We start from the raw sequence: 25,621 nt of genomic DNA, 5'->3' as shown, positions 1-25,621 counted from the left end.
AGCGACAAGTATCATTAGCTCGGGCGAGTGATAAGAAGGTATCGATGCGGCTCGACGGCTTCAGCGCCGCGCAGCGGGCTCATGTGGTGCGTGCGAAGAGCGGCTACAACGCGTTCGTTCCTCCGCCGCTGCCACCTGCCGTCGAACTGTCGCACGCTCTGGCGCGCCGCCTCTCCTCCGCCGACCGCGCTCTGGGTGAACTCGCCGGCATGGCTCGGACCATCGCCAACCCGGCATTGCTGTCCCAGACGATGATGCGCCGCGAGGCCGTGTTGTCCAGCCGCATCGAAGGGACCCGGTCCTCACTGTCGGACCTCGTCCTGTTCGAGGTGGAACGACCTACGGGTGCGGCCTCCGACGACGCCCGCGAGGTCTTCAACTACCTGGCCGCACTCGACCATCTCATCGCGCCCGGGCGACGATTCCCGGTGAGCCTGCCGTTGCTCAAGGAGGCTCACGCGCTGCTGTTCGACGGCGTGCGCGGTGCGAGTACAGCCACACCCGGTGACTTCCGGCGGTCTCAGAACTGGATCGGCGCGTCCGGCTCGCTGCTCGCCGACGCAGCCTACGTACCGCCGCCACCAGAACAGATGTGGTCCGCTCTGGATGCCTTCGAGAAGTACCTGCACGCGGATCACGAACTTCCGCCTCTGCTGACCCTGGCGGCGGTGCACTACCAGTTCGAGGCGATCCACCCGTTCCTCGACGGGAACGGGCGCATCGGGCGACTCCTCGTGATCCTTCTGCTCGTGGAGTGGGGCATCCTGCCGGCCCCCGTGCTGGATGTCTCCGCGTACATCGAGCCACGGCGGGACCGTTACTACGACGGCCTGCTGAAGGTGTCGACACAAGGTGACTGGCCGACGTGGTTCGCCTTCTTCCTCGAGATCGTCGAGGAGCAAGCACGTGACGCGGTCCGCCGGGCCGCTCGGCTGCAGGCCCTTCGCGATGACTACCGCGCCCGCGTCGCCACCGTGGGCTCGTCCGGGCTGCTCGGTCTGCTGGTCGACGAGGTGTTCCGAGTGCCGGGCCTGACCATCGGCCGTGCCCAGGAGGTGCTGGGGGTGACCCACCGGACCGCAGCACTGAACATCGAGAAGCTGGTCAAGGCGGGTGTCCTCGTCGAACTCGCCGGCCATGCCCGGCCGCGGTTGTTCATCGCCAGCGGCATTCTCGACGTCCTCGACGGCGCGGGGGCCGACTGAGGGCGGCTCACTCGCCGACGGCGCCGTCGATGGCTTGGCGGAGGAGGTCGAGGTGGCCGCAGTGCCGCCCGGTCTCCTCGATCAGGTGGACGACGGCGTAGCGCAGGTCGAAGTCGAAGCCCTCGCTGCGCGCGACGTCGTCGAGGGAGTGGGCGGCGATGACCTCGTTGGAGCGCGCGCACTCGGCGAGGTAGGTGCGCACGACGGACGCGAGCGTCTCGCCGGGCTCGAGGTCGAAGCCGCCGGCGTCGTGCTCGCCCCAGGGGTCGGGGACGTCGGGCAGGGCGGCGAAGTCGAGCGCGAACCACCACCGCTCGACGCACATGAGGTGACGGACGATGCCGGCCGGGGTGAGGGTGCTGGGCGGCACCGGGGCCGTGGTGGCCTGCTCGGTGGACAGCCCGGCCACCTTGTTGACCACGGTCTCGCGCAGGAAGTCGAGGCGCAGCACGAGTGCGTCCTTCTCGGCTGCCCGCAGCGGCGGTTCGACCCTCGTGAGCGGCACCACGGCGTCGACGTCGGTCATCGGCCTCACCTCGTGGCTCAGACCGTAGCGGACCCCACCGACAGCGGCTGGACGTTCGGCATTCCGATCCGATCACGCCCATCGATCACGGTTTGAAGAATTCTTCAATTTCGCAGATGATGGATTCATGCCGGTCCCGCTGCACCACGCCAAGGCGGAGTTCTTCCGCATGCTCGGCCACCCGGTCCGCATCCGGGTGCTCGAGCTGCTCCAGGACGGCCCGGTGCCGGTGCGCGACCTGCTCGAGCAGATCGACGTCGAGCCGTCGAACCTCTCACAGCAGCTGGCGGTGCTGCGCCGCTCGGGCATCGTCACGTCGGCCCGCGAAGGGTCCACGGTGGTCTACGCCATGGCGGGTCCCGACGTCGCCGACCTGCTGCGCGCCGCCCGCCGCATCCTGACCGAGCTCCTCGCCGGCCAGCGCGAACTCCTGCAGGAGCTCCGAGAGGAAGAGGCCGCCGCCCGATGAGCCGGGCGTGGTCCCGGCTCCGCTCCGTCCTGCCCACCCGCGCCGACCTCGCGAGCATGCGCCGCCAGCCCCGCCGCGACCTGCTGGCCGGGGCGACGGTCGCGATCGTGGCGCTGCCGCTGGCCCTGGGGTTCGGCATCTCGTCGGGACTGGGCGCGGCGGCCGGCATCGCCACCGCCGTCGTCGCGGGCGCCGTGGCCGCGCTCTGCGGCGGCTCGAACCTGCAGGTCTCGGGGCCGACCGGCGCCATGACGGTGGTGCTGGTGCCGATCGTCCACCAGTACGGCGCCGACGGCGTGCTGATGGTCGGCCTGCTGGCCGGGCTGATCCTCGTGGGCCTCGCCGTCGGCCGCGCGGGCCGGTACATGGCCTACGTCCCGGCCCCCGTGGTCGAGGGCTTCACCATCGGCATCGCCGCGGTCATCGCGCTGCAGCAGGTGCCGGCCGCGCTGGGGGTGCCGGTGCCCGACGGCGACCGCGTGGTCCTCGTGGCGGCCGAGGCCGTGCGCGACTTCGCGGCCGCGCCGGACTGGACCGCCGTCGGCATCGCGGCCGGGGTCGTCGCGGTCATGCTCGCCGGCGCTCGCTGGCGCCCGGCCGTCCCGTTCTCGCTGCTCGCCGTGGTCGCCGCGACCGCCGTCGCGGAGCTGGCCGGGCTCGACGCCGCCCGCATCGGCGCGCTGCCGGCGGGTCTGCCGGCGCCGTCCCTCGACTTCGTCGACCCCGCGATGCTGCCGGACCTGCTCGCGCCCGCCGTCGCCGTCGCGGCGCTGGCCGCACTCGAGTCGCTGCTGTCCGCCACCGTCGCCGACGGCATGAGCGTCGACCAGCGGCACGACTCGGACAAGGAGCTGTTCGGGCAGGGTCTGGCCAACCTGGCCACGCCGCTGTTCGGCGGCGTCCCGGCCACGGCGGCCATCGCGCGGACGGCGGTCAACGTGCGGTCGGGCGCGGGGTCGCGGCTGGCGGCGCTGTCGCACGCGGTGGTCCTCGCCGTCGTCGTGTTCGCGGCCGCGGCGGTGGTCGGCCGCATCCCGCTCGCCGCGCTGGCCGGCGTGCTGCTGGCCACCGCGGTGCGCATGGTCGAGGCCGGTTCCGTCCGGGCGATGCTGCGCGCCACCCGGTCCGACGCCGTCGTGCTGGTGCTGACGGCGGCCGCCACGCTCGCGCTCGACCTGGTGCAGGCGGTGATCCTCGGCCTGGTCGTGGCGGGCGCGCTGGCCCTGCGCGCCGTCGCTCGCAACGTCCGGCTCGACCAGGTGCCGTTGCACGACGACATCCCCGACGGCCACGGCGACGAGGAGCGGGCGCTGCTGATGTCGCACGTCGTCGCCTACCGTCTGGACGGGCCGCTGTTCTTCGCCGCCGCCCACCGTTTCCTGCTCGAGCTGTCCGAGGTCGCGGACGTGCGGGTCGTCATCCTGAGGATGTCGCGGGTGACGACCGTCGACGCGACCGGTGCTCTGGTGCTCAAGGACGCCATCGAACGCCTGGAACGCCGGCACACCGTCGTGCTGGTGTCCGGGCTCCGCGGCGGCCACGCCCGCCCGCTGGACCGGCTGGGCGTCATCTCGCGGCTGCGCGACCAGGGGCGGGTCTTCGCCACGACCCCCGAGGCGATCGGCTATGCACACGAGGTGCTGGCGGGCGCTCAGGCCAGGTGATACGTCTTGCAGGCGTCGGTGAGGTCGCTCGCCGACGTGAACAGGTGCGCCCGCATGCCGACCGCCGACGCGCCGCGGACGTTGGCCTGGGAGTCGTCGAGGAAGAGGACCGACGACCGCGGCACCCCGAGGACGCGCAGCACGTGCATGAAGATCCGCAGGTCCGGCTTGGCGACGCCGATCTCGGCGGAGTTGAAGACCTCGTCGAAGTCGTCGGCGATGCGCAGCTCGGCCAGCTCGGCGCCGATGCGGTCCGTGCCGTTGGTGAGCAGGCAGACCTTGACGCCGGCGACGCGCAGCCGGCGGATCGTCGCCAGCACCTCGCGGTCGACGGAGGGACGCTGCGTCGCCCAGGCGGTGGCGGCCACCGGCCCAACGGCCGCGGCCACGTGGTCGACCCACTGGGCCCGGGTGAGGCCGCCGGTGACGACCCGCTGCAGCAGCCGCGGCTCGAACGCCGTCTCGTGCAGCTTCCCCGGCGACAGTCCGGACCGCTTCTCGATGGCGTCGGTCGCCGCGGGGTCGTAATGGCGCACCACGCCGTCGAGGTCGAGCAGCAGGACGTCGATCAGACCCATGTGGACGAATGGTGCCAGGAACGATCATCCGGCGACAGCCGGACCCCTATACCCGTCAAAACCAGTCACATCGCCAGGTCGAGATTGGCCCGCCCGCCGACCGGCGACGACGCCAGCGCGTCCTCGCGACGGGGGATGCGGCCGGCCAGCGCGGCGTCGCGGCCGGCCTCGACCGCCAGCCGCATGGCCCGGGCCATGCGGACGGGATCGGCGGCGCGGGTGACCGCGGTGGCGAGCAGGACGCCGTCGCACCCCAGCTCCATGGCCTGCGCCGCCTCGGACGCGGTGCCGATGCCGGCGTCGAGGATGACCGGGACCGAGGCGTCGGCGACGATCGCGGCGATGTTGCGCGGGTTGAGGATGCCCAGCCCGGTGCCGATGGGCGCACCCAGCGGCATGACCGCGGCACAGCCGGCGTCGGCCAGCTTGCGCGACAGGACGGGGTCGTCGTTGGTGTAGGGCAGGACGGTGAAGCCGTCGTCGACCAGCTGCCGGGCCGCCGACACCAGCTCGACCGGATCGGGCAGCAGCGTGACGTCGTCGGCGATGACCTCGAGCTTCACCCAGTCGGTCTCGCACGCCTCGCGGCCGAGCTTCGCCGTCAGCACGGCCTCGGCGGCGGAGAAGCAGCCCGCGGTGTTCGGCAGCGCGCGGATGCCGTTGCGCTGCAGCAGCTCCCAGACCGACCCCTCGCCGCCGGCCTGCACCCGCCGCAGTGCGACCGTCGTCAGCTCCGTCCCCGACTCCAGCAGCGCCGCCTCGAGGCCGAGCAGGCTGGGCGCCCCGCCGGTGCCCATGATGAGCCGCGACGACAGCTCGACGCCGGCGATGACGAGCGGGTCGTCGGTGGTGGCGAGGGCGTGGTCGACGGACATGTCAGCCTCCTTGGACGGCGGTGATGATCTCGATCTTGTCGTCGGGCTGCAGGATCGTGGCCGGCCAGTCGGTGCGGGGCACGACGATCTGGTTGACGGCGACGGCGATGCCGCGGTCGCTGAACGTGCCGTCGCGCTTGGTCATGGTGCGCAGCACGACGTCGCCCAGCGTCGCGTCGGAGTCGAAGGCGACGATGTCGCCGTTGACCGTCACCACCGTGGTCATGTGGGTCCTCCCGTCACAGTCGCGGCGAACCGGCTCGGGTCCGCCGCCGTGGCCCACTCGGGCACCGTTCCCGCACCGTACCGAGCGGCGAGCACCGACGCGGTGAGCGGCGCGAGGAGGATGCCGTTGCGATAGTGGCCGGTCGCCAGCACCAGGCCCGGTATGCCCGAATCGCCGATCAGTGGCAGGTTGTCGGGGCTGCCCGGCCGGGCCCGCGCCGTCAGCTCCGTCACGGGCAGCTCGTCGATGCCGGGCACCAGCGCCCGTGCATCGCGCAGCACCGCGAACGTCCCGCCCGCCGTGACCTGCCGGTCGTCGGGCTGCTCCTCGCTGGTGGCGCCGACGACGACCTCGCCGTCGGCCCGCGGCACCAGGTACACCGAGCGGGCCTGGACGAAGCCGCGGACCACCCGGCTCAGCGTGAACCCGGGCTGCCCCGACGCGTCCAGCCGCAGCAACTGCCCCTTGACCGGCCGGGTCGGCACCCCGGTCAGCTCGCGGCTGGCCCAGCCGGCCGCCAGCAGCACCGACCCGGCCGGGTGCCGTTCGCCGGTCTCGTCGACCACCCCGTTGACGGTGCCCGACGGCGTCAGCTGCAGCTCCGTGACGCGGCGGCGGACCACCGCCACGCCCAGGTCCGCCAGCACGGCCAGCAGCGCCGCGTGCACCCGGCGCGGGTCGACCTGGTGCTCGTCCGGCGTCCAGGTGGCACCGGCGATGCGCGGGCCGAGCAGCGGCTCCAGCCCGCGGGCGTCGTCGACGGTGATCTCCTCGATGGGCAGGCCGAGGTCACGGCGCAACGACAGCAGCCGGCGTAGCTGCTGCCGGTCGCCGGAGTCGTAGGCGACGGTGAGCGTGCCGGTGCGCCGGAACGCCAGGTCCGCGCCGGTGGCCGAGGACAGCTCGGCGGCGAAGTCGGGCCAGGCGCGCGCCGAGGCCACGTTCAGCGCCGTGAGGCGGTCCTCGCCGAACTCCGCCTCGGTGACGTCGGCCAGCATGCCCGCGGCGGCGTGGGTGGCGCCGTCGCCGGGGGCAGGGTCGAAGCAGGTCACCGTGAGTCCCCGCTGCGAGAGGCGCCATGCGGCGGCGGCGCCGATGATGCCGCAGCCGACGACGGCCACGTCGACGGACGCACTCACCCTGATCGCTCCCTCCGCTGGCATGACCCAGTTCAGGTTCGACGGTCGGCCCGCTGGCCCTCTCAGCCCTGCCGCCAGGGCTCCCGTGCCCTTCCACCGTACCCCTCATCTCCGACGAGGCCGTGGCAGACTCCGCGTGTGACCTCCGGACCCGAGCGGACGCGGCGGCTGGCCGACGCCCGGCTGTACCTGTGCACCGACGCGCGGCGCGACCGCGGCGACCTCGAGCGTTTCCTGCGCGCGGCGCTGTCCGGCGGCGTCGACATCGTCCAGCTGCGCGACAAGACGCTGGACGCCCGCACCGAGCTCGAGCTGCAGCCGCTGGTGGCGTCGGTGGCCGCGCAGTACGGCGCGCTGGTGGCCGTCAACGACCGCGCCGACCTCGCGGAGCTGGCCGGGTCGGCGATCCTGCACACCGGCCAGGAGGATCTGCCGGTCGCGGCGAGCCGGCGGCTGCTCGGGCCGCACGTGCTGCTGGGCCGCTCGACGCACTCCGTCGAGCAGGCCGCCGTGGCCGAGGCGGACCCGGACGTCGACTACTTCTGCGTCGGGCCGGTCTGGCCCACGCCCACCAAGCAGGGCCGGCCGGCGGTCGGCGTCGACACGGTCCGGGCGGTCGCCGCCACGGCGCCCGTCACACCCTGGTTCGCCATCGGCGGCATCGACGAGCGCACCGTCGGCGAGGTCGTCGACGCGGGCGCCCGGCGGGTGGTCGTGGTGCGGGCCATCACCGCCGCGGACGATCCCGAGGGTGCCGCCCGCCGGCTGCGGGCGGCCCTGCGGGAGTAGTCGAGCTCAGCCGGCCACGAGGTCGGTGTACTCGGGGTGCCGCTCGAGGTATGCGGCCACGAACGGGCACTGGGGGACGACCTTGAGGCCGCCTTCGCGGGCGTCGTCGAGGAGTGCCCGGGCCAGCGCGCCGCCGACGCCCTTGCCCTCGGCCGCCTCTTCGACGACGGTGTGCAGCGCCACGATCTCGTCGTCGCGGCGGGAGTAGGTGAGTTCGCCGACCCGGGTTCCGCCCAGGTAGGCGGCGTAGCTGCGGGCGGTCCTGGTGATCTCGATGCTCACGCGCAGTCGCCTCCAGGGGTGCTGGATCGATGCCACAGACGGTGCTTGATCATTTCTATCGGGTGCGGGTGACCCTTCGTACCGGATCTTCCCGATTCGAAGGTGATCACCGATCTGCAACCGTAACGCACCCCCCGGACTCGGCGGTGGCACGGTGCGGGCGCCAGCCGGTTCGCCAAACCGGTCCGGAGACTGCCACGATGCGGGGATGCGCCTCGATCACGTCTCGTACGCCGCAGGACCGGACGGACTCGATGCCACGGCGGAACGGCTCGCGGGCGAGCTCGGTGTCGAGCTCGTCGACGGCGGGCTGCACCCGCGGTTCGGCACCCGCAACCGGGTGCTCCCGCTCGCCGGCGGCCACTACCTCGAGGTGGTGGCGGCCCTGGACCACCCCGCCGTCGACAAGGTGCCGTTCGGGCAGGCGGTGAAGACCCGCTCCGAGGCCGGCGGCGGCTGGCTCGGCTGGGTGGTCGCCGTCGACGACCTCACCCCGGTCGAGGAGCGGCTCGGCCGCCCCGCCGTCGACGGCCACCGCGTGCGGCCCGACGGGTTCGACCTCGTGTGGCGGCAGATCGGCGTCATGGGCCTGATGAACGATCCGCAGCTGCCGTTCTTCGTCCACTGGGAGTCCGACCCCGCCGAGCACCCGTCGAAGGGCGGCCACGACGTCGAGCTGGTCAGCCTCGAGATCGCCGGCGACCCGCACTTCGTGACGGCCTGGCTCGGCGAGCCCGAGGACCACCCGCTCGACGACGTCGACGTGCGCTGGCTGCCCACGAACGGCGGGCCGGGCGTGCGCTCCGTCCGGTTCCGAACGGCCCACGGCGAGGTCACTCTCTGAGCCACAATGAGCGCATGGTCACCATCACGGTCGCCGGGACCGCCCAGCGTCTCCTGCCCGCCGAGCGGGGCACCGTCCACCTGCGCGCCACGGCCGAGGCGCGTCGGTCGGCCGACGTCGTCTCCGTCGTCGCCGAGCTGCACGCCCGGCTCTCCGCCGACGCCGAGCGGCACGTGGCGGCCGGCGCGGCCACGCGGTGGTCGGCCGACCAGCTCTACGTCTCCACCGTCCAGCGCTACCTGCGCGACTCCGACGTCAGCGAGACGTTCCAGGTCGCGGCCGCTGGGGTGGCCGTGCGGTTCACCGACTTCACGGCGCTGTCCGCGTGGGTCACCGAGACCGGCACCGTCGACGGTGTGGTCGTCGACGGCGTCGAGTGGGAGTTGACGGACGAGCGGCGCCGCGAGGCCGAGCGCGAGGTGCGGGCCGAGGCGGTGCGCGACGCCCGCGAACGGGCCGCCGCCTACGCCGCCGAGCTGGGCTTCGCCACCGTCGAGGTCGTCGCGCTGTTCGAGCCCGGGCTGCGGCCGCACACCCAGCCCGTGTACGACGGCGGCTCGCCCCGGTTCGCCCGCATGGCCGCCGACGCCGGCGGCGCCGTGGTCTCGATGCGCCCGGAGCAGATCGAGATCACGGCCACCGTCACCGCCGACTTCAGCGGCTCCTGAGCACGGCGCCGGTCAGGCGTCGCGCTTCTTGAACAGGTACCAGGCGATGGCCAGGATGATCGCCACGAACGCGGCGAACACGCCCCCGGACTCCCACCGGCTCAGGTAGTCGAACTCCGGCCCGCCGTTCGCCTCGTACGGACCCGTGGCGAGCAGCCGCGAGCCGGCCGAGAACGGCAGGAACTTCAGCGCCGGCTGCAGCCAGTCGAGCGCCGGCACCAGCGACAGCCCGGAGATCAGCCCCTCGACCAGCAGCGGCGTCACCAGCAGCACCACGATCGCGCTGGGCACGCCGCGGAACAGCTGAGCGAGCGCCAGCCCGCAGATGCCGTACAGGATGACGAGCACGAAGTAGCCGGGAATGACCTGGTCGAGCGGTTCGCCGAACGACGGCGTCTCGCCCCAGAAGATCATGCCGATGACCAGGTTGATGGCCAGCGACAGCGCGACCACCACGACGCAGCAGATCGCCACCATGATGATCTTCGCCAGCAGCAGCCGCGAGCGCTGCGGGATGGCCGTGAGCGTCGGCTGGATGGTGCCGTGGCGGTACTCGTGGCCGGTGGAGAAGATGCCGATGATCGCCATGAACACCGGGATGAACGTGGCGAAGTCGGCGCCGCCGGTGAGCACCTGGGCCGCGATGTCGGCGTCGAGCGGCTCGTTGCGGGTGGCGTAGGCGATGATGAACGCCACGCCGGCGGTGATGAGCAGCCCGATGCCGATGAGCCAGTAGGTCGAGCGCAGGGTGCGCAACCGCACCCACTCGAAGCGGAGCGCGCTGCTCATGCCGCACCTCCCGGAGTGGGGCCACCGGGTTGCGACGGCGGAACCGGCGGTGCCGCGGGCGGACCGTCCTGCGGGCCGGCGGGCGGTGTCTCGTCGAGATCGTGCGCCCGGTACTCCACCGACTCGCCGGTGGCCGTCATGAACGCCGTCTCGAGCGAGGCGGTCTGGGTCGAGAGCTCGTGCAGCATGATGCCGTTCTGGAAGGCGAGCTCGCCGACGGCGGCGGTCTCGATGCCGGACACGCTCAGGCCGGGCGACGCCGCCGGGGCCTGAGCCGCGACGACGGCCTGTCCGTCGGGCGCCGCTGCCCCGGAGTGCCGATGCTGGTCCGTCAGCTCCTCGACGGTGACGCCGTCGACCTGGCGCAGCAGCGTGGCCAGCTGCGCCGCGTTCGGCGAGCGCACCACGACGGTGGCCTGGGTGAAGTTGCGGACGAAGCCGTCGACGTCGCCGTTGTAGATCATGGTGCCGCGGCCGATGACGACGAGCTGGTCGGCCATGAGCGCCATCTCGGACAGCAGATGGCTGGAGACGAAGATCGTCCGGCCCTGGTCGGCCAGCGACTTGAGCACGGTGCGCAGCCAGTGGATGCCGCTGGGGTCCAGGCCGTTGGCGGGCTCGTCGAGGATCAGCGTCTTCGGGTCGCCGAGCAGCGCCTGGGCCAGGCCGAGGCGCTGCGCCATGCCGAGGGAGTAGTTCTTCGGCTTCTTGTTCTTGACCTCGGTCAGGCCGACGAACTCGAGCACCTCGTCGACCCGCGAGAACGGGATGCCGCTGCCCGCGGCCAGCATGCGCAGGTGGTTGCGGGCGGTGCGGGTGGGGTGGAAGGCCTTGGACTCCAGCACCGCGCCGATCTCGCGCATGGGATGGCGGATGGTCCCGAAGCGCCGGCCGTCGAACAGCGTCTCGCCGCCCCCGTTGTCGAGGTCGAGCATCAGCCGCATGGTCGTGGACTTGCCGGCGCCGTTCGGTCCGAGGAAGCCGGTCACCATACCCGGCCGCACCTCGAACGACAGATGGTCGACGGCGACCTTCGCGCCGTATCTCTTGTAGAGCCCTTGGGCGGTGATCATGCTTCTCCTGATGGTCGGTCGCCTGCGAACCTATCGGTTCGCGGGGCCGGACCAGCTCATTCGCACTGCTGAACGTGCGTGTCCGACCTCAGGAGGAGGGCGATTCCCCCGCGAACCGGTCCTCAGCCGGCGCGCAGGGCCTGCCGGGCCAGCTGGCCGGCCTGGGCGCCGTACGAGCCGCCGAACAGGACGGCGTGGACGAGCACCGGGTGCAGCTGGTGCAGCGCCGTCCGCTCGCGCCATCCGGGCGCCAGCGGCGCGGCCTCGTCGTAGGCGGCCAGGACGCGGTCGAGGTGCGGCAGCCCGAACAGCGTGAGCATGGCGAGGTCGGTCTCGCGGTGCCCGCCGTGTGCCGCGGGGTCGACGAGGTGGGCGTCGCGCTCGGTCCACAGGACGTTGCCGGCCCAGAGGTCGCCGTGGATCAGCGCCACCGGCTCGGCCGGACCGGCCAGCCGAGGGAGCTCGGCGATGACCTTCTCGACGTCGGCGACGGTGCGTTTGTCGACGGTGCCGGCCTTGCGGGCCGCGCGCAGGTACGGCTCGAGCCGGGCCGTAGGCCCACAGGTCGGACCAGGACTTCCACGGCCCGCCGGGCAGGTCCAGGCTGCCGATCCAGCCGTCGCCGTCGGCGCAGCCGAAGACGTCGCCTCCGGCCCGGTGGGTGGCGGCGAGCGCGCGGCCGAACCGCTCGGCGGCCGCGGCGGACGGCACGCCGGTGGCGATCCACTCGAGGATCAGGCAGCGGTCGTCGTAGGCGAGCACCCGCGGCACCGGGACGCCGTCGCGCGCGCCGCCCAGCCGTTCCAGGCCGTGCGCCTCGGTGCGGAAGAAGCCGGCCGGTGCGCCGTCGCGGGCCTTGACGAAGACGGTGCGGCCGTCGTCGAGCACCGCGCGATGGGCCACGCAGATGGAACCGCCGCCGACCGGGGTGAGCGATTCGACGGCGGTGCCCAGCAGCGTGTGCAGATGCTCAGTGTCGACTGGGCTCACCGCCCGGCACGTCGAGCTCGATCTCCTGCCGGACCGCGGCGACGAAGCCGTCGGCGGCCCGCTCGATCATGACCAGGACCTGCTCGAACGAGGCGGCGTCGCCGTAGTAGGGGTCGGGCACGTCGGTGTCGTCGCCGGCCACGGCGTCGGCGTCGTACCCGCGCAGCAGCTGCACCTTGGCGCGCGCGTCGTCGTCGGGCGCCAGGGCGCTGAGATCGGCGAAGTTCTCGCGGTCCAGCGCGAGCACGAGGTCGACGTCGTCGAACCACTCGCGGCGGAACTGCCGGGCGCGGTGGCTGTCGCCGTCGTACCCGTGGTCCAGCAGCGCCGTGAGAGCGCGCGGGTCGGCCTGCTGCCCGGAGTGCCAGCCGCCGGTGCCGGCGGAGTCGACGGTGACGAGGTCACCGAGCCCCGCGTCGTCGAGCCGCCGGCGCAGCACGAACTCGGCGATGGGCGAGCGGCAGATGTTGCCGGCGCAGACGACGCAGACGCGGTACGGGCGGGTGGGATCGGTCACGGCCGCGCGCCTCAGCGGCGCTGGCGCGCGAGCTCCCCGACGGCCAAGGCGAGCTCGGTGGCCAGATCGAAGGACCGCTCGTGGTTGGGGTTGCTGCGCATCCACAGGCAGATGGTCTGCACGACGGCGCCGGACCACGCGGGGTCTCGGCGCAGCGCGTGCCGGACCGACACCGGGCGCGGAGCGAAGGACGTGACGTCGAACCACTGGCCGTCGGCGAAGGCGAGCATGGGGTTGCCGTTCGGATCGTCGTAGACGACCTCGTAGACCATCGAGCCCACCAGCGCGTGCCGGTTGGTGTCCGGCTCCGGATACCCCGCAGGCGTGATCACCGCCAGCCGTTCCGGCCGCGGGGCGGACATGCCGCCGCCGGGGTGCCGGGCGCGCTGATGGCCCGAAGGAGGTTGCTCGTTCAAAACCGAACCGACGGGGCCGTAGCCGATCGTCATATGTTCACCATGCCCACACTGAGTTCAGGGCACAACGAACCCCCGTAGCACCCGTGGAAACGGGCGCCTATCCGTCGTGCAGAGGATGCTAGGCCAAAGGTACGTCAAACATCGGCCCAGCGGAAGAAGGGTCGTATCAAGTTGACGTTAAGGCCCACCCCGATACGACGGACGGACGACGGGCGGTGCTCCGTTCGTCAGTTGGGCAACAACAGATTCAGGATCCAGCTGACGAACGAGACCACCAGGGCTCCCAGCACGGCCTCCCAGAAGAACCCGTCGACGTGGAAGGGCACGTCGAGGACGTCGGCGATGGCGGAGGTCAGCCAGAACATGAACGCGTTGACGATCAATGTGAACAAGCCGAGCGTCAGCACGAGCAGCGGCAATGACAAGAGTTGGACCACTGGTTTGATGAAGGCGTTGACCAGTCCGAAGATCAAGGCCACGACAAGCAAGGTCAGAACCTCGCTTGACGTGCTGTCAGAACTGATGGTCACGCCATCGACGATCTGGGTGGCCACCCAGAGGGCGAACCCATTGACCAGCAGGCGGATGATGAAGGACGTCACGGCTGCCGAGCGTACACATCCGGGGCCCTCGGCGGGAGCGGCTATCGTGCCGAGCATGGTGCGCATACGCAAGGCTCTCGACGGTCTCCCGTCCTACCGGCCGGGCCGGCCGGCCGCCGCGAAGGCCGGTGCCGAGCAGGCGTTCAAGGTCTCGTCGAACGAGAACCCGTACCCGCCGCTGCCGGGCGTGCTCGAGGCCGTCACGGCCACCGCGGAGTCCATGAACCGCTATCCGGACATGTTCGCGACGGGCCTGGTCGCGGCCGTGGCCGACCGGTTCGGCGTGCCGCCGGAGCACGTCGCCACCGGCACCGGCAGCGTCGGCGTGCTGCAGCAGATCGTCCAGGCCACCGCCACCGAGGGCGACGAAGTGGTCTATGCCTGGCGCTCCTTCGAGGCCTACCCCATCGTCGTGGGCATCTCCGGCGCGACGGCGGTGCAGGTGCCGCTGGCGCCCGGGGCGCGCCACGACCTCGCCGCCATGGCCGACGCCATCACCGACCGCACCCGGCTGGTCGTCGTCTGCACGCCGAACAACCCGACGGGCACGGCCGTCCACCGCGACGAGCTCGCCGAGTTCGTCCGCCGCGTCCCCGAGGACGTCCTGGTGGTGGTCGACGAGGCGTACCGCGAGTTCGTGCGCGACCCCGACGCCGCCGACGGGCTCGAGCTCTACCGCGACCACCGCAACGTGTGCGTGCTGCGGACGTTCTCGAAGGCGTACGGCCTGGCCGGGCTTCGGGTCGGCTTCGCCGTGGCGCACGACGACGTGGCCGACGCGCTGCGCAAGACGGCGGTGCCGTTCGGGGTCTCGGGCATCGCCCAGCGGGCGGCCGTCGAGTCACTCGCGCGCGAGGCGGAGCTGCTCGAGCGGGTCGAGGTCCTGGTGGCCGAGCGCACCCGCGTGCGCGACGAACTGGTCGCGCAGGGATGGGAGATTCCTCACACCGAGGCCAACTTCGTGTGGCTCGACCTGGGTGATCGGACGGTCGACTTCGCCCGGTACTGCGAGGGCGCGGGGCTGGTCGTCCGGCCCTTCGCGGGCGAGGGCTGCCGGGTGACGGTGGCCGAGCCGGAGGCCAATGACAGGCTCATTCGACTGGCCGCTGACTGGCGGGCACGCTGACGCCGTCGTTCCTGCCAAGTTCCCCGAATGCTGGGGAAACAGAAGCACAGACGGTGTCCAGCGTTCGGGGGGCGAGACGCCGGACACCGTCTGTGCGGCTATGGGTGGTGCCTCAACAGCAGAAGTCGACAGGGCTGCGGGGCTGCATTTCCGCCGCGCCGGCCATCGGAGCTGCCACGAACGTGAGAGCGAGTGTGGCCATGATCGCGACCAGGATCCTCTTGGCGCCCCTCACCTCGATCGATCTCCCTAAAGTCGGAATTTGGACTGGAAAAACATGACTCGCTGTAGTCCAATACTGTCATGACCGTAGACCAGCCAGCAACAGAGGACGAGGCGCCGGTCCCGACGCCCGTCGGGCAGCGTATCCGATCCCGCCGGTTGGAGCTCGGCCTGTCCCAGGCCGAGATCGCAGAGGGCATGCTGTCCCCCAGTTACGTCTCGCTCGTCGAGAGCGGCCGCCGCCAGCCGGCGGCCTCCGCGCTCTCGCACATCGCCGAGCGCCTGCGCATCGACGTCGAGTACCTGCGCGACGGCGTCGACGCCTCCGTCCGCACCAAGGCCCGCCTCGCGCTCGGCCGCGCCGAGATGGCGCTGCGCGAGGGCCGCGCCGGCGAGGCGTACGAGCAGTTCACCATCCTGGTCGGCGACGCCGGCCTCAACGACGAGCAGAGCCGCGTGGCCCGGCTGGGCCGGGCGCTGGCCAAGGAGCGCCTCGGCGACCTCGAGGCCGCCATCGAGCTGCTGAGCGAGCTGGCCGAGGAGGCGCGCGACACGCCCGCCGTCCAGCCCTGGCTCGACGTCGCCATCGCGCTCACCCGCTGCTACGCGCACGCGGGCGACTTCGACATGGCCATCCAGATCGGCGAGGAGGCGCGCCGCGCCGCCTCGGGCCTCGGTCTCGACGGCACCGACGAGTACATCCGGCTCGGCTGCAACGTGCTGGGCGCCTACCACGGCCGCGGCGACATCGTCCGGTCGCAGGCGCTGGCCGCGGAGCTCGTCGAGGCCGCCGACTCGCTGGGCACGCCGCACACCCGCGGCGCCGCCTACTGGAACGCCTCGCTCATCGCCGAGTCCCGCGGCGAGCTGGCCCAGGCGCTCAACCTGGTCGACCGCGCGCTGGCGATGTTCGGCGAGGGCGACGACCTCCGCAACCTCGCCCGTCTCAAGGTCGCCTACGCCTGGCTGCTGCTGCAGTCGCGCGAGCCGCAGGCCGAGCAGGCGCTCGAGATCCTCGACAACGTCGAGGACAGCATCAACAAGCACGGCAGCAAGGTCGACGTCGGCAACCTGCACATCAAGCGGGGCGAGGCGCTGCTGCGGCTGGGCCGCCTCGACGAGGCCCGCGCCTCGGTCGAGACCTCGCTGCGTGAGCTCGAAGGCAACTCCCCGGTCGCGGCCGCCGACGCCCGGCTCACCCTCGCGCGCATCCTGCGGGCGCAGGGCGAGGCCGACGCCAGCATCCGCGAGGCGGCGCACGCGGCCTCGGCCCTCGAGGCCGTCCACGCCTCGCGCGTGGCGGCGGGTGCCTACCGCGAGCTGGCCGACCTCTACCGCGACCTCGGTCGCATCGACGAGGCCATGGACGCCTACGACAAGGCCCTGCGCTCGGTGCGCGTCGGCCCGTACGTCGGCGCCACCCTGGTCGACGAGGAGACCGCCTCGGTGGGCGAGTACGTCGGCACCACCGCCTGAGGTTCGTCCCACGCACGACGTGTGAAGGCGTGAGCGGCAGAGTCGCCGCTCACGCCTTCGCCATGTCCGGGGACCGTCCAGGGACGGGTCCGGGGGCGGCTTCCGCCGCGCGCTCAGACCATGGCCTCGTCGGGGGCCGGCTCGGGCGCCTTCTCCGCGCGCCGCGCCTTCGCCGACGCGCGCTCGCCGTTGACCACCAGCACGACGCCGCCGACCACCAGCGCTCCGCCGCCCAGCACGATGGCCGTCACGGGCTCGGAGAGGATCGCCCAGCCCAGGATCACCGCCACCACCGGGTTGACGTAGGCGTAGGTGCCGACCAGCGACAGCGGCGCGTTGGCCAGCAGGTACCCGTACGCGGTGTAGCCCAGCAGCGAGCCCAGCACCACGAGGTAGGCCAGCGCCAGCCAGCCCTTCGCCGGCACCTCCGCCACGTGCAGGTCGCCGAACTCGCCGGTCGCAGCCGACACCACCATCAGCAGCACGCCGCCGGTGAGCATCTCGTACGCCGAGGCCACCAGGGCGTTGCGCGGCAGTCCGAGCCGCGGCGAGAAGTAGGACCCGAACGCCCACGAGATGGTGCCGAAAAGCAGGATGCCGATGCCCCAGGCCTCGACGCCCTCGATGCCGCCGCGGGGTAGGCAGATGACCGCGACCCCGGCCAGCCCGACCAGCACGCCGATCCAGGTGAGCACGGGCGGCCGCTCGCCGCCGGCGACCTGCAGGAGCACGAACCACAGGGAGATGGCGCCGACGACCAGTGCGGCGAGCCCGCTGGGCACCGTCTGCTCGGCCACGGCGACCATCGCGTTGCCGAGCACGAGCAGCAGCAGTCCCATGACCGCCGCCCCGCGCAGTTCGCGCCGGGTGATGCGGATGCGCTCGGTGCCGTGCCGCAGCCACAGGTAGCCCAGCATGATGACGCCCGCGAACAGGAAACGCAGCCCCATGCCGAGGAACGGCGGGATGTCGGCCTCGACCACGACGCGGATGGCGAGATACGTCGAGCCCCAGACGACGTAGACGACGATCAGCGCGGCCCAGATCATCGCCGGCCGCGCGGGGGCCTGAGTCATGAGTGTCTCCCTATGTGAGTCCTGACGACGCTCATTGTGACGGATCGCGAGCCAGCAGCGACAGCGAGTTTCGGCCATGTCGGTGCGACATCGGGACAACCGCCGGTGTCGCATGTGTCCCGGTGTGGGCGACCGGCTGGCGAGACACTAGATGTAGGTGACTTGCATCTGTGTAACTACCAGATAGTGTGACTCTTGCAGCTGGTTCCGCCGGTCATCCAGATCGGCGGAGGCAAGAGGGAACCCGGTGTGAGTCCGGGACTGCCCCGCAGCGGTGAACGGGAACGACCGCCGTCACGAAGCACTGGGCCCCACGGCCTGGGAAGCGACGGCCAGTAGATGGAACGCCATCAGCCAGGTGGCCTCCGCGCCCGTGAGTCCGAAGACCTGCCAGCGCACCGCACGTCCTACGCGTGCGGTGGTCCGCGGCTCCCGAGGGAGGGGCCAGGGGACGATACGACGACGTACTCACCGCCGCGCCCGGGGGCGCCACCAGCACCCCCGACGAACCCGGCGCGGCGCCGGCGACGCATCTCTCCTTGCCTCCCCGCCTTCGACGGCCGTGGACCGAGCCAGCCGAGCTCGCGAGGAGAGAGCATGAGCGTCAACGTCGTCAAGCGCGACGGGTCGGTGGAGCCCTACGACGGCTACAAGATCGCCCGGGCCATCGAGGCTGCCAGCGCGGGCCTGGACAACCAGGTCGCCCGCGTCACGCAGCTGCAGTCCGAACTCGAGATCACCCTGTTCGACGGCATCAGCAGCCAGCAGCTCGACGAGGCCGTCATCCAGGTCGCGCTGCAGAACGTCCGCGACGACCCGGCCTTCGACACCGTGGCGGCCCGCGTGCTGCTGAAGACGGTGTACAAGCGGGTCCTGGGCGACTACGAGACCCCCGGCCAGCTCGCCGAGCTGCATCGTCAGAGGTTCCCCGGCTACGTGGCGGAGGGCGTGGCCGCCGGGCTCCTCGACGAACGGCTCGCGACCCGCTTCGACCTCGACCGGCTGGCCGCCGCGCTGGACCCGTCGCGCGACGACCTGCTGAAGTACATCGGCGCGGTCACCATGAGCAACCGCTACATGATCAACGACCGCGACGGCCACCGGCTCGAGGTGCCGCAGTTCTTCTGGATGCGCGTCTCCATGGGCCTGTCGCTGAACGAGGACGACCCGACCGCCGCGGCCATCGGGTTCTACGCCAAGATGTCCCGCCTCGACTACCTGGCCGCCGGGTCGACGCTGGTCAACGCGGGGACGGCGTATGCGCAGCTGTCGAACTGCTTCGTCATGGAGATGCAGGACGACATCGAGCACATCGCCAAGAGCGTGCGCGACGTCATGTGGCTGACCAAGGGCACCGGCGGCATCGGGCTGTCGGTGACGAAGCTGCGCGCCGAGGGCTCGCCGATCCGCAGCAACAACACCGTCTCGACCGGCCCGATCCCGTTCATGCACACCATCGACTCCACGCTGCGGGCGGTGTCGCGTGGCGGCAAGAAGTTCGGCGCGCTGGCGTTCTACATCGAGAACTGGCACCTCGACTTCGGCCAGTTCCTCGACCTCAAGCAGAACGCCGGCGACCCGTATCGCCGGGTCCGCACCGCCAACACCGCGGTCTGGATCTCCGACGAGTTCATGACCCGCGTCGCGAACGACGACGACTGGTACCTGTTCGACCCGCTCGAGGTCCAGGACCTGCCCGAGCTCTACGGCGCCGCCTTCAGCCGGCGCTACGCCGAATACGTCGCCGCGGCCGAGGCCGGCGAGCTGCGCGCGTTCACGAAGATCAAGGCGCGCGAGCAGTTCCGGGCCATCCTGGTCGCCCTGCAGACCACGTCGCACCCCTGGCTGACGTGGAAGGACACCATCAACAACCGCGCGCTCAACGACAACACCGGCACCATCCACCTGTCGAACCTGTGCACCGAGATCACGCTGCCGCAGGACCGCGACAACATCTCCGTCTGCAACCTGGCCTCGATCAACCTGTCCGCGCACCTGGCCGACGGCCGCATCGAGTGGGACCGGCTGCGCGAGAGCGTCCGGCTGGCGGTCCGTCAGCTCGACAACCTCATCGACATCACCATCTCGTCGGTGCCGGAGTCGGAGCGCTCCAACGAGCTGAACCGCGCCGTCGGCCTCGGCGTCATGGGCTTCACCGACGTCGTCGAGCGGCTGGGCTGGTCGTACGAGAGCGAGCAGTCCTACGACCTCATCGACCGGCTGATGGAGTTCGTCAGCTACCACGCCATCGACCAGAGCGCCGACCTCGCCCGCGAACGCGGCGCCTACGCCAACTTCGAGGGCTCGGGCTGGAGCCGCGGCCTGGTCCCGATCGACACCGTCGACCGTGCCGAGCGTGAGCGCGGCGTGCCGATCACCGTCACGCGCTCCAGCCGCCTGGACTGGGACGTCCTGCGCGACAAGGTCCGCGGCGGCATGCGCAACGCGACGCTCATGGCGATCGCCCCGACGGCGTCGATCGGCCTGGTCGCGGGCACGACGCCGGGCCTGGACCCGCAGTTCTCCCAGTTGTTCAGCCGGGCCACCAGCTCGGGCAAGTTCCTCGAGGTCAACCGCAACCTGGTGGCCGACCTCAAGGCGCGCGGGCTGTGGGAGCAGGTGCGCGACGACCTGCTGCGCGCCCAGGGCGACGTGTCCGCGCTGGACGCCGTGCCCGCCGACCTCAAGGCGATCTACAAGACGTCGTTCCAGCTCTCGCCGTACGCGTTCATCGAGGTCGCCGCCCGGGCGCAGAAGTGGATCGACCAGGCCATCAGCCGCAACATGTACCTCGAGACCCGCGACATCGGCGACATGGTCGACATCTACGCCACGGCCTGGGCCAAGGGCGTCAAGACCACGTACTACCTGCACGTCAAGCCGCGGCACACCGCCGAGCAGAGCACCGTCCGGGTCAACAAAGCCGAAGCGCTGAACGGTAGTGGTTCTGCGCCGAGCGGTCCTCGGCGTGGCTTCGGGGCGGCTCGGACCGCCGTCCGGACCGCACCGCAGGCCCTTCCCGTGGTGAGCGAGCCGGAGGCGGACGCCTGCCCCGTCGATCCGCAGGAACGCCTGCAGTGCGAGTCGTGCCAGTGAGCGGGGAGCAGACGATGAGGATTCTCGGCACCGGCATCCAGGAGGGCCTGCTGCTCAAGCCGGTCCGCTACCCCTGGGCGTACGAGCTGTACAACCAGGCCGTCGCGAACACCTGGTTCCCGCACGAGGTCCAGCTCGGCGAGGACATGGCCGACTTCAAGAAGATGTCCGACGAGGAGCGGCACGCGCTGACGTTCCTCATGAGCTATTTCAACCCCAATGAACTCTTGGTGAACAAGGCGCTGGCCTTCGGGGTGTACCCGTACCTGAGCGCGGCCGAGGCGCACCTGTACCTCGCCAAGCAGATGTGGGAGGAGGCCAACCACGTCATGGCCTTCGAATACGTCCTCGAGACGTTCCCCATCGACCGCGAGCAGGCCTACGCCGCCCACGTCAGCGTGCCGTCCATGGTGGCGAAGGAGGAGTTCGAGGTCCGCTACATCAAGCGGATGACCGAGCAGACGCTCGACATCACGACCGTCGAGGGCAAGCAGGACTTCGTCCGCAACCTCGTCGCGTACAACATCGTGCTCGAGGGCATCTGGTTCTACAGCGGGTTCATGGTCGCGCTGAGCTTCCGGCAGCGGAACCTGCTGCGCAACTTCGCCTCGCTGATCGACTGGATCGTGCGCGACGAGAGCCTGCACCTGAAGTTCGGCATCAACCTCGTCCTCACCGTGCTGGACGAGAACCCCGAGCTGCAGACGCCGGAGTTCGCCGCCGAGATCGAGCAGATGATCCTCGACGGTGTCGCCATGGAGGAGCAGTACAACCGCGACCTGCTGCCCACCGGGATCCTGGGGATGAACGCCGACTACATCAACCAGTACGTCAGGTACCTGGCCGACCGGCGGCTCGAGGAGCTCGGCTTCGAGCCGCACTACAAGGTCGCCAATCCCGCCAAGTGGATGGCGACTGCCAACGACACGCTGCAACTGGTGAACTTCTTCGAGTCCATCAACACCAGCTACGAGGTCGACGCCCGAGCCAGCGGAGGATAGGACCCATGTACGTACGGGTGCGGCGTCGCCGTCCGGACCGGCTGGACGGGCCGCCTACCCGGCTGCCCGGCGCGGGACTGGGCCTGCTCGGTCCCGCGTTCGTGGCGGCGGTGGCCTACGTCGACCCCGGCAACGTCGCGACCAACCTCTCGGCCGGCGCCGGCTACGGCTACCTGCTCGTGTGGGTGCTGGTCATGGCCACGGCGATGGCCGGGCTGGTGCAGTACCTGTCGGCGAAGCTCGGCGTGGTCACCGGCTCGTCGCTGCCCGAGGTGCTGCGCGACCGGCTGCCCCGCGGCGGGCGGCTGGCGTACTGGCTGCAGGCCGAGGTGGTCGCCATGGCCACCGACATCGCCGAGGTGGTCGGCGGGGCCATCGCGCTGAACCTGCTGTTCGGGCTGCCGCTCTGGCTCGGCGGCGTCATCACCGGCGTGGCCTCCATGGCGCTGCTGACGATCCAGAACGGACGGGGTCAGCGGGCGTTCGAGCGGGTGGTCACGACGGCGCTGCTGGTCATCGCCGTCGGGTTCGTGGCCGGGCTGTTCGTCGAGCCGCCGTCGCCGTCGGGCATCGTCTCCGGGCTGACCCCGAGGTTCGAGGGCACCGAGACCGTGCTGCTGGCGGCCGGCATGTTCGGCGCGACGGTCATGCCGCACGTCGTGTACCTGCACTCGGCACTGGCCCGCGACCGGTTCGGCGCCACGCCGGAGCCCGGCCTCGTCGGCCGGCTGCTCAAGGCGACCCGGGCCGACGTCGGCGTCGCGATGCTGGTGGCCGGCAGCGTGAACATCGCCCTGCTGCTGGTCGCCGCGGCGTCGCTGCGCGGGGTCGACGGCACCGACACCATCGCCGGCGCCCACGCGGCGGTCGAGTCCGGGCTGGGCACGGCGATCGGCGCCCTGTTCGCCGTCGGGCTGCTGGTGTCGGGCCTGGCGTCGACGTCGGTGGGCTGCTACGCCGGCGCGGTGATCATGGAGGGCCTGCTGGTGCGGCGCATCCCGCTGCTGCTCCGGCGCCTGGTCACGCTGGTGCCGGCGGTCGCGATCCTGCTGACCGGCGCCGAGCCGACCTGGCTGCTGGTGCTGTCGCAGGTGGTGCTGTCGTTCGGCATCCCGTTCGCGATCATCCCGCTGGTCTCCGTCACGGCGAAGTCGTCGGTCATGGGCCGGTGGGCCAACTCGCGGCTGACCACGGCGCTGGCCGTGCTGGTCAGCGCCGTGGTCGTCGCCCTCAACGTCGCCCTGCTCGCGCTCACCATCACCGGCTGACCCCGCCGGGAATGATCACGTTCACCACGGAATCCCGTGGTGAACCAGGCCTGCGATCGTGGTGAAGCGCGGGTAACCCTCGTGACGTCGACGAAGGGCAGCTGGAAAGCGATTGCCCGCGCCGGCTCGGCCACATCACCCGGATATCCCGTGCATCACGAGGCCTGCAGGCCTGGTGTGGCACGGGATTCCGTGGTGAACGTGATCATTCCGGGGCGGCGCCGAGGGATTCGAGGTCGGCGACGCGGGTCCGGGCGAGGCGCAGCTCGTTCTGGACCGCCTCGTAGAGACCGGTGGCGCTCTCGAGCGGGGTGCGGGTCGAGACGGTGTAGGGGTCGGTCGCGACCTGCTCGGTCACCGTCTTCAGCCAGCGCTCCGGGACGGCGTCGATGCCGCGCATCGCCGCCGACCAGCCGCCGGCGATGTAGGCGCGGCAGTCGGTGTCGCGGCCCAGGTTGACCGCCTGGACGATGGAGTCCTCGACGTGGCCGCCGGTGATCTGGAAGATCGCGGCGCCGCCGGACAGGATCTCGACAGCGTCGGACATCCAGTGGCCGAGGTACTTGTCCTGGAACTTCGGCCGCAGGTCGCGCCAGTCGGCGGCGTCGCGCGCCCAGCCCAGCGCCGTCTCGACCTCGCGCCGCGGCACCCGGCTCAGCTGCTCCAGCGCCACCGCCAGGACGGAGTCGACGGTGGCCGACGGCTTCAGCGCCTCCGCCGTGCCGGCCGCGATGGCCGCCGCCACCTCGAGCGAGTAGTTGTCGCGCGGGCCGCGGACGTCCTTGATGCGCCCGACGTCGAGGGCGTCGCGGGCCGCCTGCCGCGGGTCGCAGGCGTTCACCGTCCCGATGGCGATCATCATCTTCGAGGTGCCGATCATGCCCGGGAACGTGGCGTACCGGCCGGACTCCCACGGCCAGACACCGGCCTTGAGCGCATAGTAGATGACCTGGTCCTGCGGGCCGAGCAGGTAGCCGAACTTCGCCGGGTCGATGTCGCGCATCCAGATGCGGGCGACGTCCTCGACGGTGACCCGGCCGCCTTTCTCGATGATCGCGGTGACGGCGAGCCGGTGCCGCTCGTGCCCGTCCTCGCTCTGCCCCGGCGGCCGGTCGTGCGGGTACCAGACGAAGTCGTTGCCCCACTCCTGCGGCATGCGGGCCGGGCCGTTCTCGTCGGCGCTGATGCCCATGACCGGCCGGCTGCCCCACTTGTTCGGCTGCGGCAGCAACTCGGTGACCAGCCCGTATCTCTCCTCGATCTCGAACCAGGTCAGGCCCTCGAGCACGTCGCCCATGGAGTTGGCGATGGTGGTGGCGGCTTCGACTCCGTAGATCTTCTCGAACAACGTCGGCATTGATGTCCTCCCGGTTGGGTCGGGGTGAGAAGCGCGGGGATGCGTTGACCAGAGTACAGAATGTGGAATACCATCCACCGCCATGGAGCTCCGCAGTGGATGGGAACCCGTGCCGACGACGACCGGGAGGGACATGGCGCCGCACGCACAGTCCGACGGTGAGCAGGACACTCCGAACGACGGCCGCCTCTACGACCGCATCCTCGCGGTCGAGATCGCGGCGACGGTCGGCCACTCGATGGGTGACGTCACCGAGGTGATGCACTGGAAGGACATCGAGGAGCAGTTCGGCCTCGTGACGACCATGCTGCCGCAGCCGGACAAGTGGAAGGACAAGTTCCCGAACCTGCCGGTGGTCCGCGGCTACCCGAACACCTACCAGGTGCACGACCGCCCGCCCGGCATGAGCGAGGACGGCCACGAGCGGCACCGCCTCACCGTCACCGCCGTCATCGAGAAGGGCGGCCGGGTCACCGTCGAGGACGTCGCGAAGATCTGGGTCCGCGACATCGACCCGTCGAAGTTCGGCATCCTGCTCGGCGGCCAGGACCAGGTCATCTACTACTCCGCCAAGGCCGGCGTCCCGCCGTGGGAGATCGGCAAGTTCGCCTACTTCCCGGGCGCCTGGGGCGTCACCGCGATGATGGCCGCCGTCGGCGTCGTCAACGCGGGCAACCCGGCCCAGGCCGCCGCCGACGCCCTCGACGTCGGCCGGCTCAAGGACCAGAGCGGCGTCCCGGGCAACTACGCCCTCGAGGTCGCGTCCGCCGTCGCCGCCGGCATCGCCGAGGGCCTCAGCGCCGACGCCACCGCGGACACCGTCATCGACGCCGCGCTGGCCCGGCTCTCGCCGCTGCCGCGCGCCGAGATCGAGCACATCCTCGAGCACGTCCCCGCGGGTGGCGACTGGCGCAACCTGCGTGGCCTGCTCGACGACGAGTACGCCGGCCGCACGATCCTGTGGCCGGTCGAGACGCTCGGCACGGCGCTGGCCGCCGTGAACATCAGCCGGGCCGACCCGTACGAGGCCGTCGTCGCCGCCGTCAACCTCGGCCGCGACACCGACGGCCGGGCCTGCGTGGCGGGGTCGCTCTGCGCCGCGCTGCGTGGCACGGGGGCGCTGCCCGCCGACTGGGAGCCCACCATCACCGCCCAGGTGGCCACCGACCCGTACACCGTCTCCACCCGCACCCCGAAGGAGACCGCGGACGGCCTGTACGCGGCCGTCCAGGGCAACCTCGCCCAGCTCAGCCGCCAGCTCGGCCGCGTCGCGTCGTGATCTGACGCCACTCGGACCCGCAGCCGGCGCCCCCGCACTCTGCCGTGATCGATAGCTCTCAAGGA

26 protein-coding genes, 1 pseudogene and 1 riboswitch are annotated in these 25,621 nt (G+C 71.4%); of the genes and pseudogenes, 12 read left to right on the top strand and 15 right to left on the bottom strand.

The features are described from left to right. Window positions 1-44: 44 nt before the first annotated feature. Window positions 45-1,205: a Fic family protein gene (locus tag HD601_RS07910; RefSeq protein ID WP_184820800.1), complete on the top strand. Its 1,161-nt coding sequence runs from the start codon at window positions 45-47 to the stop codon at window positions 1,203-1,205. A gap of 7 nt (window positions 1,206-1,212) precedes the next feature. Here HD601_RS07910 and HD601_RS07905 read toward each other — a convergent pair whose 3' ends face one another. Next, window positions 1,213-1,731 carry a DinB family protein gene (locus tag HD601_RS07905; protein WP_184820799.1) on the bottom strand — a complete coding sequence of 173 codons (519 nt, stop codon included), beginning with the start codon at window positions 1,729-1,731 and terminating at the stop codon, window positions 1,213-1,215. Between the two features lie 127 nt (window positions 1,732-1,858). On the opposite strand from HD601_RS07905, the gene HD601_RS07900 reads away from it, so the two are divergent. Both HD601_RS07900 and HD601_RS07895 read left to right on the top strand, forming a co-directional pair. After that, window positions 1,859-2,200 carry an ArsR/SmtB family transcription factor gene (locus HD601_RS07900; protein WP_184820798.1) on the top strand — a complete coding sequence of 114 codons (342 nt, stop codon included), beginning with the start codon at window positions 1,859-1,861 and terminating at the stop codon, window positions 2,198-2,200. Next, on the top strand, window positions 2,197-3,864 hold the full coding sequence (locus HD601_RS07895) for a SulP family inorganic anion transporter (protein WP_184820797.1): 1,668 nt from the start codon (window positions 2,197-2,199) through the stop codon (window positions 3,862-3,864). Before HD601_RS07900 ends, HD601_RS07895 begins: the two co-directional genes overlap by 4 nt. On the opposite strand, the gene HD601_RS07890 is transcribed toward HD601_RS07895, so the two are convergent. From HD601_RS07890 to thiO, 4 genes are all read right to left on the bottom strand, one after another. Next, on the bottom strand, window positions 3,852-4,442 hold the full coding sequence (locus HD601_RS07890) for an HAD-IA family hydrolase (RefSeq protein WP_184820796.1): 591 nt from the start codon (window positions 4,440-4,442) through the stop codon (window positions 3,852-3,854). The two genes, HD601_RS07895 and HD601_RS07890, sit on opposite strands and share 13 nt — an antisense overlap. Window positions 4,443-4,507: 65 nt before the next feature. Further along, window positions 4,508-5,317 carry a thiazole synthase gene (locus HD601_RS07885; protein ID WP_184820795.1) on the bottom strand — a complete coding sequence of 270 codons (810 nt, stop codon included), beginning with the start codon at window positions 5,315-5,317 and terminating at the stop codon, window positions 4,508-4,510. Between the two features lies 1 nt (window position 5,318). Further along, window positions 5,319-5,543: a sulfur carrier protein ThiS gene (thiS, locus tag HD601_RS07880; RefSeq protein WP_184820794.1), complete on the bottom strand. Its 225-nt coding sequence runs from the start codon at window positions 5,541-5,543 to the stop codon at window positions 5,319-5,321. After that, window positions 5,540-6,682, bottom strand: a complete 1,143-nt coding sequence (gene thiO, locus HD601_RS07875; protein WP_221440692.1) for a glycine oxidase ThiO — start codon at window positions 6,680-6,682, stop codon at window positions 5,540-5,542. The genes thiS and thiO overlap by 4 nt, the downstream gene beginning before the upstream one ends. Before the next feature lie 138 nt (window positions 6,683-6,820). On the opposite strand from thiO, the gene thiE reads away from it, so the two are divergent. After that, window positions 6,821-7,471, top strand: a complete 651-nt coding sequence (thiE, locus tag HD601_RS07870; protein WP_184820784.1) for a thiamine phosphate synthase — start codon at window positions 6,821-6,823, stop codon at window positions 7,469-7,471. Window positions 7,472-7,477: 6 nt separating this feature from the next. On the opposite strand, the gene HD601_RS07865 is transcribed toward thiE, so the two are convergent. Further along, the gene (locus HD601_RS07865) at window positions 7,478-7,753 is read right to left on the bottom strand and encodes a GNAT family N-acetyltransferase (RefSeq protein ID WP_184820782.1); all 276 of its coding nucleotides are present in this window, start codon (window positions 7,751-7,753) and stop codon (window positions 7,478-7,480) included. A 208-nt stretch (window positions 7,754-7,961) separates the two neighbouring features. Here HD601_RS07865 and HD601_RS07860 point away from each other — a divergent pair, with 208 nt between their 5' ends. Next, window positions 7,962-8,597, top strand: a complete 636-nt coding sequence (locus HD601_RS07860) for a VOC family protein (protein WP_184820780.1) — start codon at window positions 7,962-7,964, stop codon at window positions 8,595-8,597. Window positions 8,598-8,611: 14 nt separating this feature from the next. After that, window positions 8,612-9,265 carry an SIMPL domain-containing protein gene (locus HD601_RS07855; protein ID WP_184820778.1) on the top strand — a complete coding sequence of 218 codons (654 nt, stop codon included), beginning with the start codon at window positions 8,612-8,614 and terminating at the stop codon, window positions 9,263-9,265. Between the two features lie 12 nt (window positions 9,266-9,277). Here HD601_RS07855 and HD601_RS07850 read toward each other — a convergent pair whose 3' ends face one another. The 7 genes and pseudogenes from HD601_RS07850 to HD601_RS07825 all read right to left on the bottom strand — a co-directional run bounded on the left by HD601_RS07850 (window position 9,278) and on the right by HD601_RS07825 (window position 13,655). Beyond that, complete coding sequence (locus HD601_RS07850) at window positions 9,278-10,054, bottom strand: ABC transporter permease (protein ID WP_184820776.1); 777 nt, start codon at window positions 10,052-10,054, stop codon at window positions 9,278-9,280. Next, the gene (locus HD601_RS07845) at window positions 10,051-11,127 is read right to left on the bottom strand and encodes an ABC transporter ATP-binding protein (protein WP_184820774.1); all 1,077 of its coding nucleotides are present in this window, start codon (window positions 11,125-11,127) and stop codon (window positions 10,051-10,053) included. Before HD601_RS07845 ends, HD601_RS07850 begins: the two co-directional genes overlap by 4 nt. A gap of 122 nt (window positions 11,128-11,249) precedes the next feature. Further along, entirely contained in the window at window positions 11,250-11,660 is a 411-nt protein-coding gene (locus tag HD601_RS34655; RefSeq protein WP_343076489.1) for a fructosamine kinase family protein, read from the bottom strand. A gap of 82 nt (window positions 11,661-11,742) precedes the next feature. Then, window positions 11,743-12,030: pseudogene (locus tag HD601_RS35505) on the bottom strand (fructosamine kinase family protein); the annotation flags it as partial. A 67-nt stretch (window positions 12,031-12,097) separates the two neighbouring features. After that, window positions 12,098-12,634, bottom strand: coding sequence for an arsenate reductase/protein-tyrosine-phosphatase family protein (locus HD601_RS07835; protein ID WP_184820772.1), 537 nt, complete (start codon window positions 12,632-12,634; stop codon window positions 12,098-12,100). 11 nt (window positions 12,635-12,645) lie between these two features. Continuing rightward, complete coding sequence (locus tag HD601_RS07830) at window positions 12,646-13,083, bottom strand: hypothetical protein (RefSeq protein WP_184820770.1); 438 nt, start codon at window positions 13,081-13,083, stop codon at window positions 12,646-12,648. Between the two features lie 197 nt (window positions 13,084-13,280). Continuing rightward, window positions 13,281-13,655 (bottom strand): phage holin family protein, encoded by a 375-nt coding sequence (locus tag HD601_RS07825; RefSeq protein ID WP_184820769.1) that lies wholly within the window; start codon window positions 13,653-13,655, stop codon window positions 13,281-13,283. A gap of 55 nt (window positions 13,656-13,710) precedes the next feature. Here HD601_RS07825 and hisC point away from each other — a divergent pair, with 55 nt between their 5' ends. Together hisC and HD601_RS07815 are read left to right on the top strand one after the other, a co-directional pair. Continuing rightward, on the top strand, window positions 13,711-14,781 hold the full coding sequence (hisC, locus tag HD601_RS07820) for a histidinol-phosphate transaminase (protein ID WP_184820767.1): 1,071 nt from the start codon (window positions 13,711-13,713) through the stop codon (window positions 14,779-14,781). Window positions 14,782-15,084: 303 nt separating this feature from the next. Then, the gene (locus HD601_RS07815; protein WP_184820765.1) at window positions 15,085-16,479 is read left to right on the top strand and encodes a helix-turn-helix domain-containing protein; all 1,395 of its coding nucleotides are present in this window, start codon (window positions 15,085-15,087) and stop codon (window positions 16,477-16,479) included. 113 nt (window positions 16,480-16,592) lie between these two features. Here the strand turns inward: HD601_RS07815 and HD601_RS07810 are convergent, their stop codons facing one another. Further along, window positions 16,593-17,555: an EamA family transporter gene (locus HD601_RS07810; RefSeq protein WP_184820763.1), complete on the bottom strand. Its 963-nt coding sequence runs from the start codon at window positions 17,553-17,555 to the stop codon at window positions 16,593-16,595. Between the two features lie 185 nt (window positions 17,556-17,740). Continuing rightward, a riboswitch (cobalamin riboswitch) is annotated at window positions 17,741-17,964 on the top strand. 188 nt (window positions 17,965-18,152) lie between these two features. Between HD601_RS07810 and HD601_RS07805 the strand changes: the two genes are divergently transcribed. The 3 genes from HD601_RS07805 to HD601_RS07795 are packed head-to-tail and all read left to right on the top strand — an operon-like array spanning window position 18,153 to window position 22,920. Beyond that, a complete protein-coding gene (locus HD601_RS07805) occupies window positions 18,153-20,651 on the top strand; it encodes a ribonucleoside-diphosphate reductase subunit alpha (RefSeq protein WP_184820761.1) in 2,499 nt (832 codons plus the stop codon). Window positions 20,652-20,665: 14 nt separating this feature from the next. After that, window positions 20,666-21,652, top strand: a complete 987-nt coding sequence (locus HD601_RS07800) for a ribonucleotide-diphosphate reductase subunit beta (RefSeq protein ID WP_184820760.1) — start codon at window positions 20,666-20,668, stop codon at window positions 21,650-21,652. A 5-nt stretch (window positions 21,653-21,657) separates the two neighbouring features. Next, on the top strand, window positions 21,658-22,920 hold the full coding sequence (locus HD601_RS07795) for an Nramp family divalent metal transporter (protein WP_184820758.1): 1,263 nt from the start codon (window positions 21,658-21,660) through the stop codon (window positions 22,918-22,920). A gap of 205 nt (window positions 22,921-23,125) precedes the next feature. On the opposite strand, the gene HD601_RS07790 is transcribed toward HD601_RS07795, so the two are convergent. Continuing rightward, window positions 23,126-24,277 (bottom strand): ADP-ribosylglycohydrolase family protein, encoded by a 1,152-nt coding sequence (locus HD601_RS07790; protein WP_184820756.1) that lies wholly within the window; start codon window positions 24,275-24,277, stop codon window positions 23,126-23,128. A gap of 133 nt (window positions 24,278-24,410) precedes the next feature. Between HD601_RS07790 and HD601_RS07785 the strand changes: the two genes are divergently transcribed. Beyond that, the gene (locus tag HD601_RS07785) at window positions 24,411-25,556 is read left to right on the top strand and encodes an ADP-ribosylglycohydrolase family protein (RefSeq protein ID WP_184820754.1); all 1,146 of its coding nucleotides are present in this window, start codon (window positions 24,411-24,413) and stop codon (window positions 25,554-25,556) included. Window positions 25,557-25,621 lie beyond the last annotated feature (65 nt).

The organism is Jiangella mangrovi (genome assembly GCF_014204975.1).
Classification (GTDB): domain Bacteria; phylum Actinomycetota; class Actinomycetes; order Jiangellales; family Jiangellaceae; genus Jiangella; species Jiangella mangrovi.
This window is presented reverse-complemented; position numbering and strand designations above follow the sequence as displayed.

What these genes read in the sequence shown, in the direction of transcription:
- hisC (WP_184820767.1), top strand. Translation starts at nt 13,711, where the DNA reads ATGGTGCGCATACGCAAGGCTCTCGACGGTCTCCCGTCCTACCGGCCG.
- HD601_RS07855 (WP_184820778.1), top strand. Translation starts at nt 8,612, where the DNA reads ATGGTCACCATCACGGTCGCCGGGACCGCCCAGCGTCTCCTGCCCGCC.
- HD601_RS07785 (WP_184820754.1), top strand. Translation starts at nt 24,411, where the DNA reads ATGGCGCCGCACGCACAGTCCGACGGTGAGCAGGACACTCCGAACGAC.
- HD601_RS07800 (WP_184820760.1), top strand. Translation starts at nt 20,666, where the DNA reads ATGAGGATTCTCGGCACCGGCATCCAGGAGGGCCTGCTGCTCAAGCCG.
- HD601_RS07885 (WP_184820795.1), bottom strand. Translation starts at nt 5,317, where the DNA reads ATGTCCGTCGACCACGCCCTCGCCACCACCGACGACCCGCTCGTCATC.
- HD601_RS07900 (WP_184820798.1), top strand. Translation starts at nt 1,859, where the DNA reads ATGCCGGTCCCGCTGCACCACGCCAAGGCGGAGTTCTTCCGCATGCTC.
- HD601_RS07790 (WP_184820756.1), bottom strand. Translation starts at nt 24,277, where the DNA reads ATGCCGACGTTGTTCGAGAAGATCTACGGAGTCGAAGCCGCCACCACC.
- HD601_RS07895 (WP_184820797.1), top strand. Translation starts at nt 2,197, where the DNA reads ATGAGCCGGGCGTGGTCCCGGCTCCGCTCCGTCCTGCCCACCCGCGCC.
- HD601_RS07805 (WP_184820761.1), top strand. Translation starts at nt 18,153, where the DNA reads ATGAGCGTCAACGTCGTCAAGCGCGACGGGTCGGTGGAGCCCTACGAC.
- HD601_RS07850 (WP_184820776.1), bottom strand. Translation starts at nt 10,054, where the DNA reads ATGAGCAGCGCGCTCCGCTTCGAGTGGGTGCGGTTGCGCACCCTGCGC.
- HD601_RS07910 (WP_184820800.1), top strand. Translation starts at nt 45, where the DNA reads ATGCGGCTCGACGGCTTCAGCGCCGCGCAGCGGGCTCATGTGGTGCGT.
- HD601_RS07830 (WP_184820770.1), bottom strand. Translation starts at nt 13,083, where the DNA reads ATGACGATCGGCTACGGCCCCGTCGGTTCGGTTTTGAACGAGCAACCT.
- HD601_RS07905 (WP_184820799.1), bottom strand. Translation starts at nt 1,731, where the DNA reads ATGACCGACGTCGACGCCGTGGTGCCGCTCACGAGGGTCGAACCGCCG.
- thiS (WP_184820794.1), bottom strand. Translation starts at nt 5,543, where the DNA reads ATGACCACGGTGGTGACGGTCAACGGCGACATCGTCGCCTTCGACTCC.
- HD601_RS07810 (WP_184820763.1), bottom strand. Translation starts at nt 17,555, where the DNA reads ATGACTCAGGCCCCCGCGCGGCCGGCGATGATCTGGGCCGCGCTGATC.
- HD601_RS07795 (WP_184820758.1), top strand. Translation starts at nt 21,658, where the DNA reads ATGTACGTACGGGTGCGGCGTCGCCGTCCGGACCGGCTGGACGGGCCG.
- HD601_RS07815 (WP_184820765.1), top strand. Translation starts at nt 15,085, where the DNA reads ATGACCGTAGACCAGCCAGCAACAGAGGACGAGGCGCCGGTCCCGACG.
- HD601_RS07860 (WP_184820780.1), top strand. Translation starts at nt 7,962, where the DNA reads ATGCGCCTCGATCACGTCTCGTACGCCGCAGGACCGGACGGACTCGAT.
- HD601_RS07845 (WP_184820774.1), bottom strand. Translation starts at nt 11,127, where the DNA reads ATGATCACCGCCCAAGGGCTCTACAAGAGATACGGCGCGAAGGTCGCC.
- HD601_RS07890 (WP_184820796.1), bottom strand. Translation starts at nt 4,442, where the DNA reads ATGGGTCTGATCGACGTCCTGCTGCTCGACCTCGACGGCGTGGTGCGC.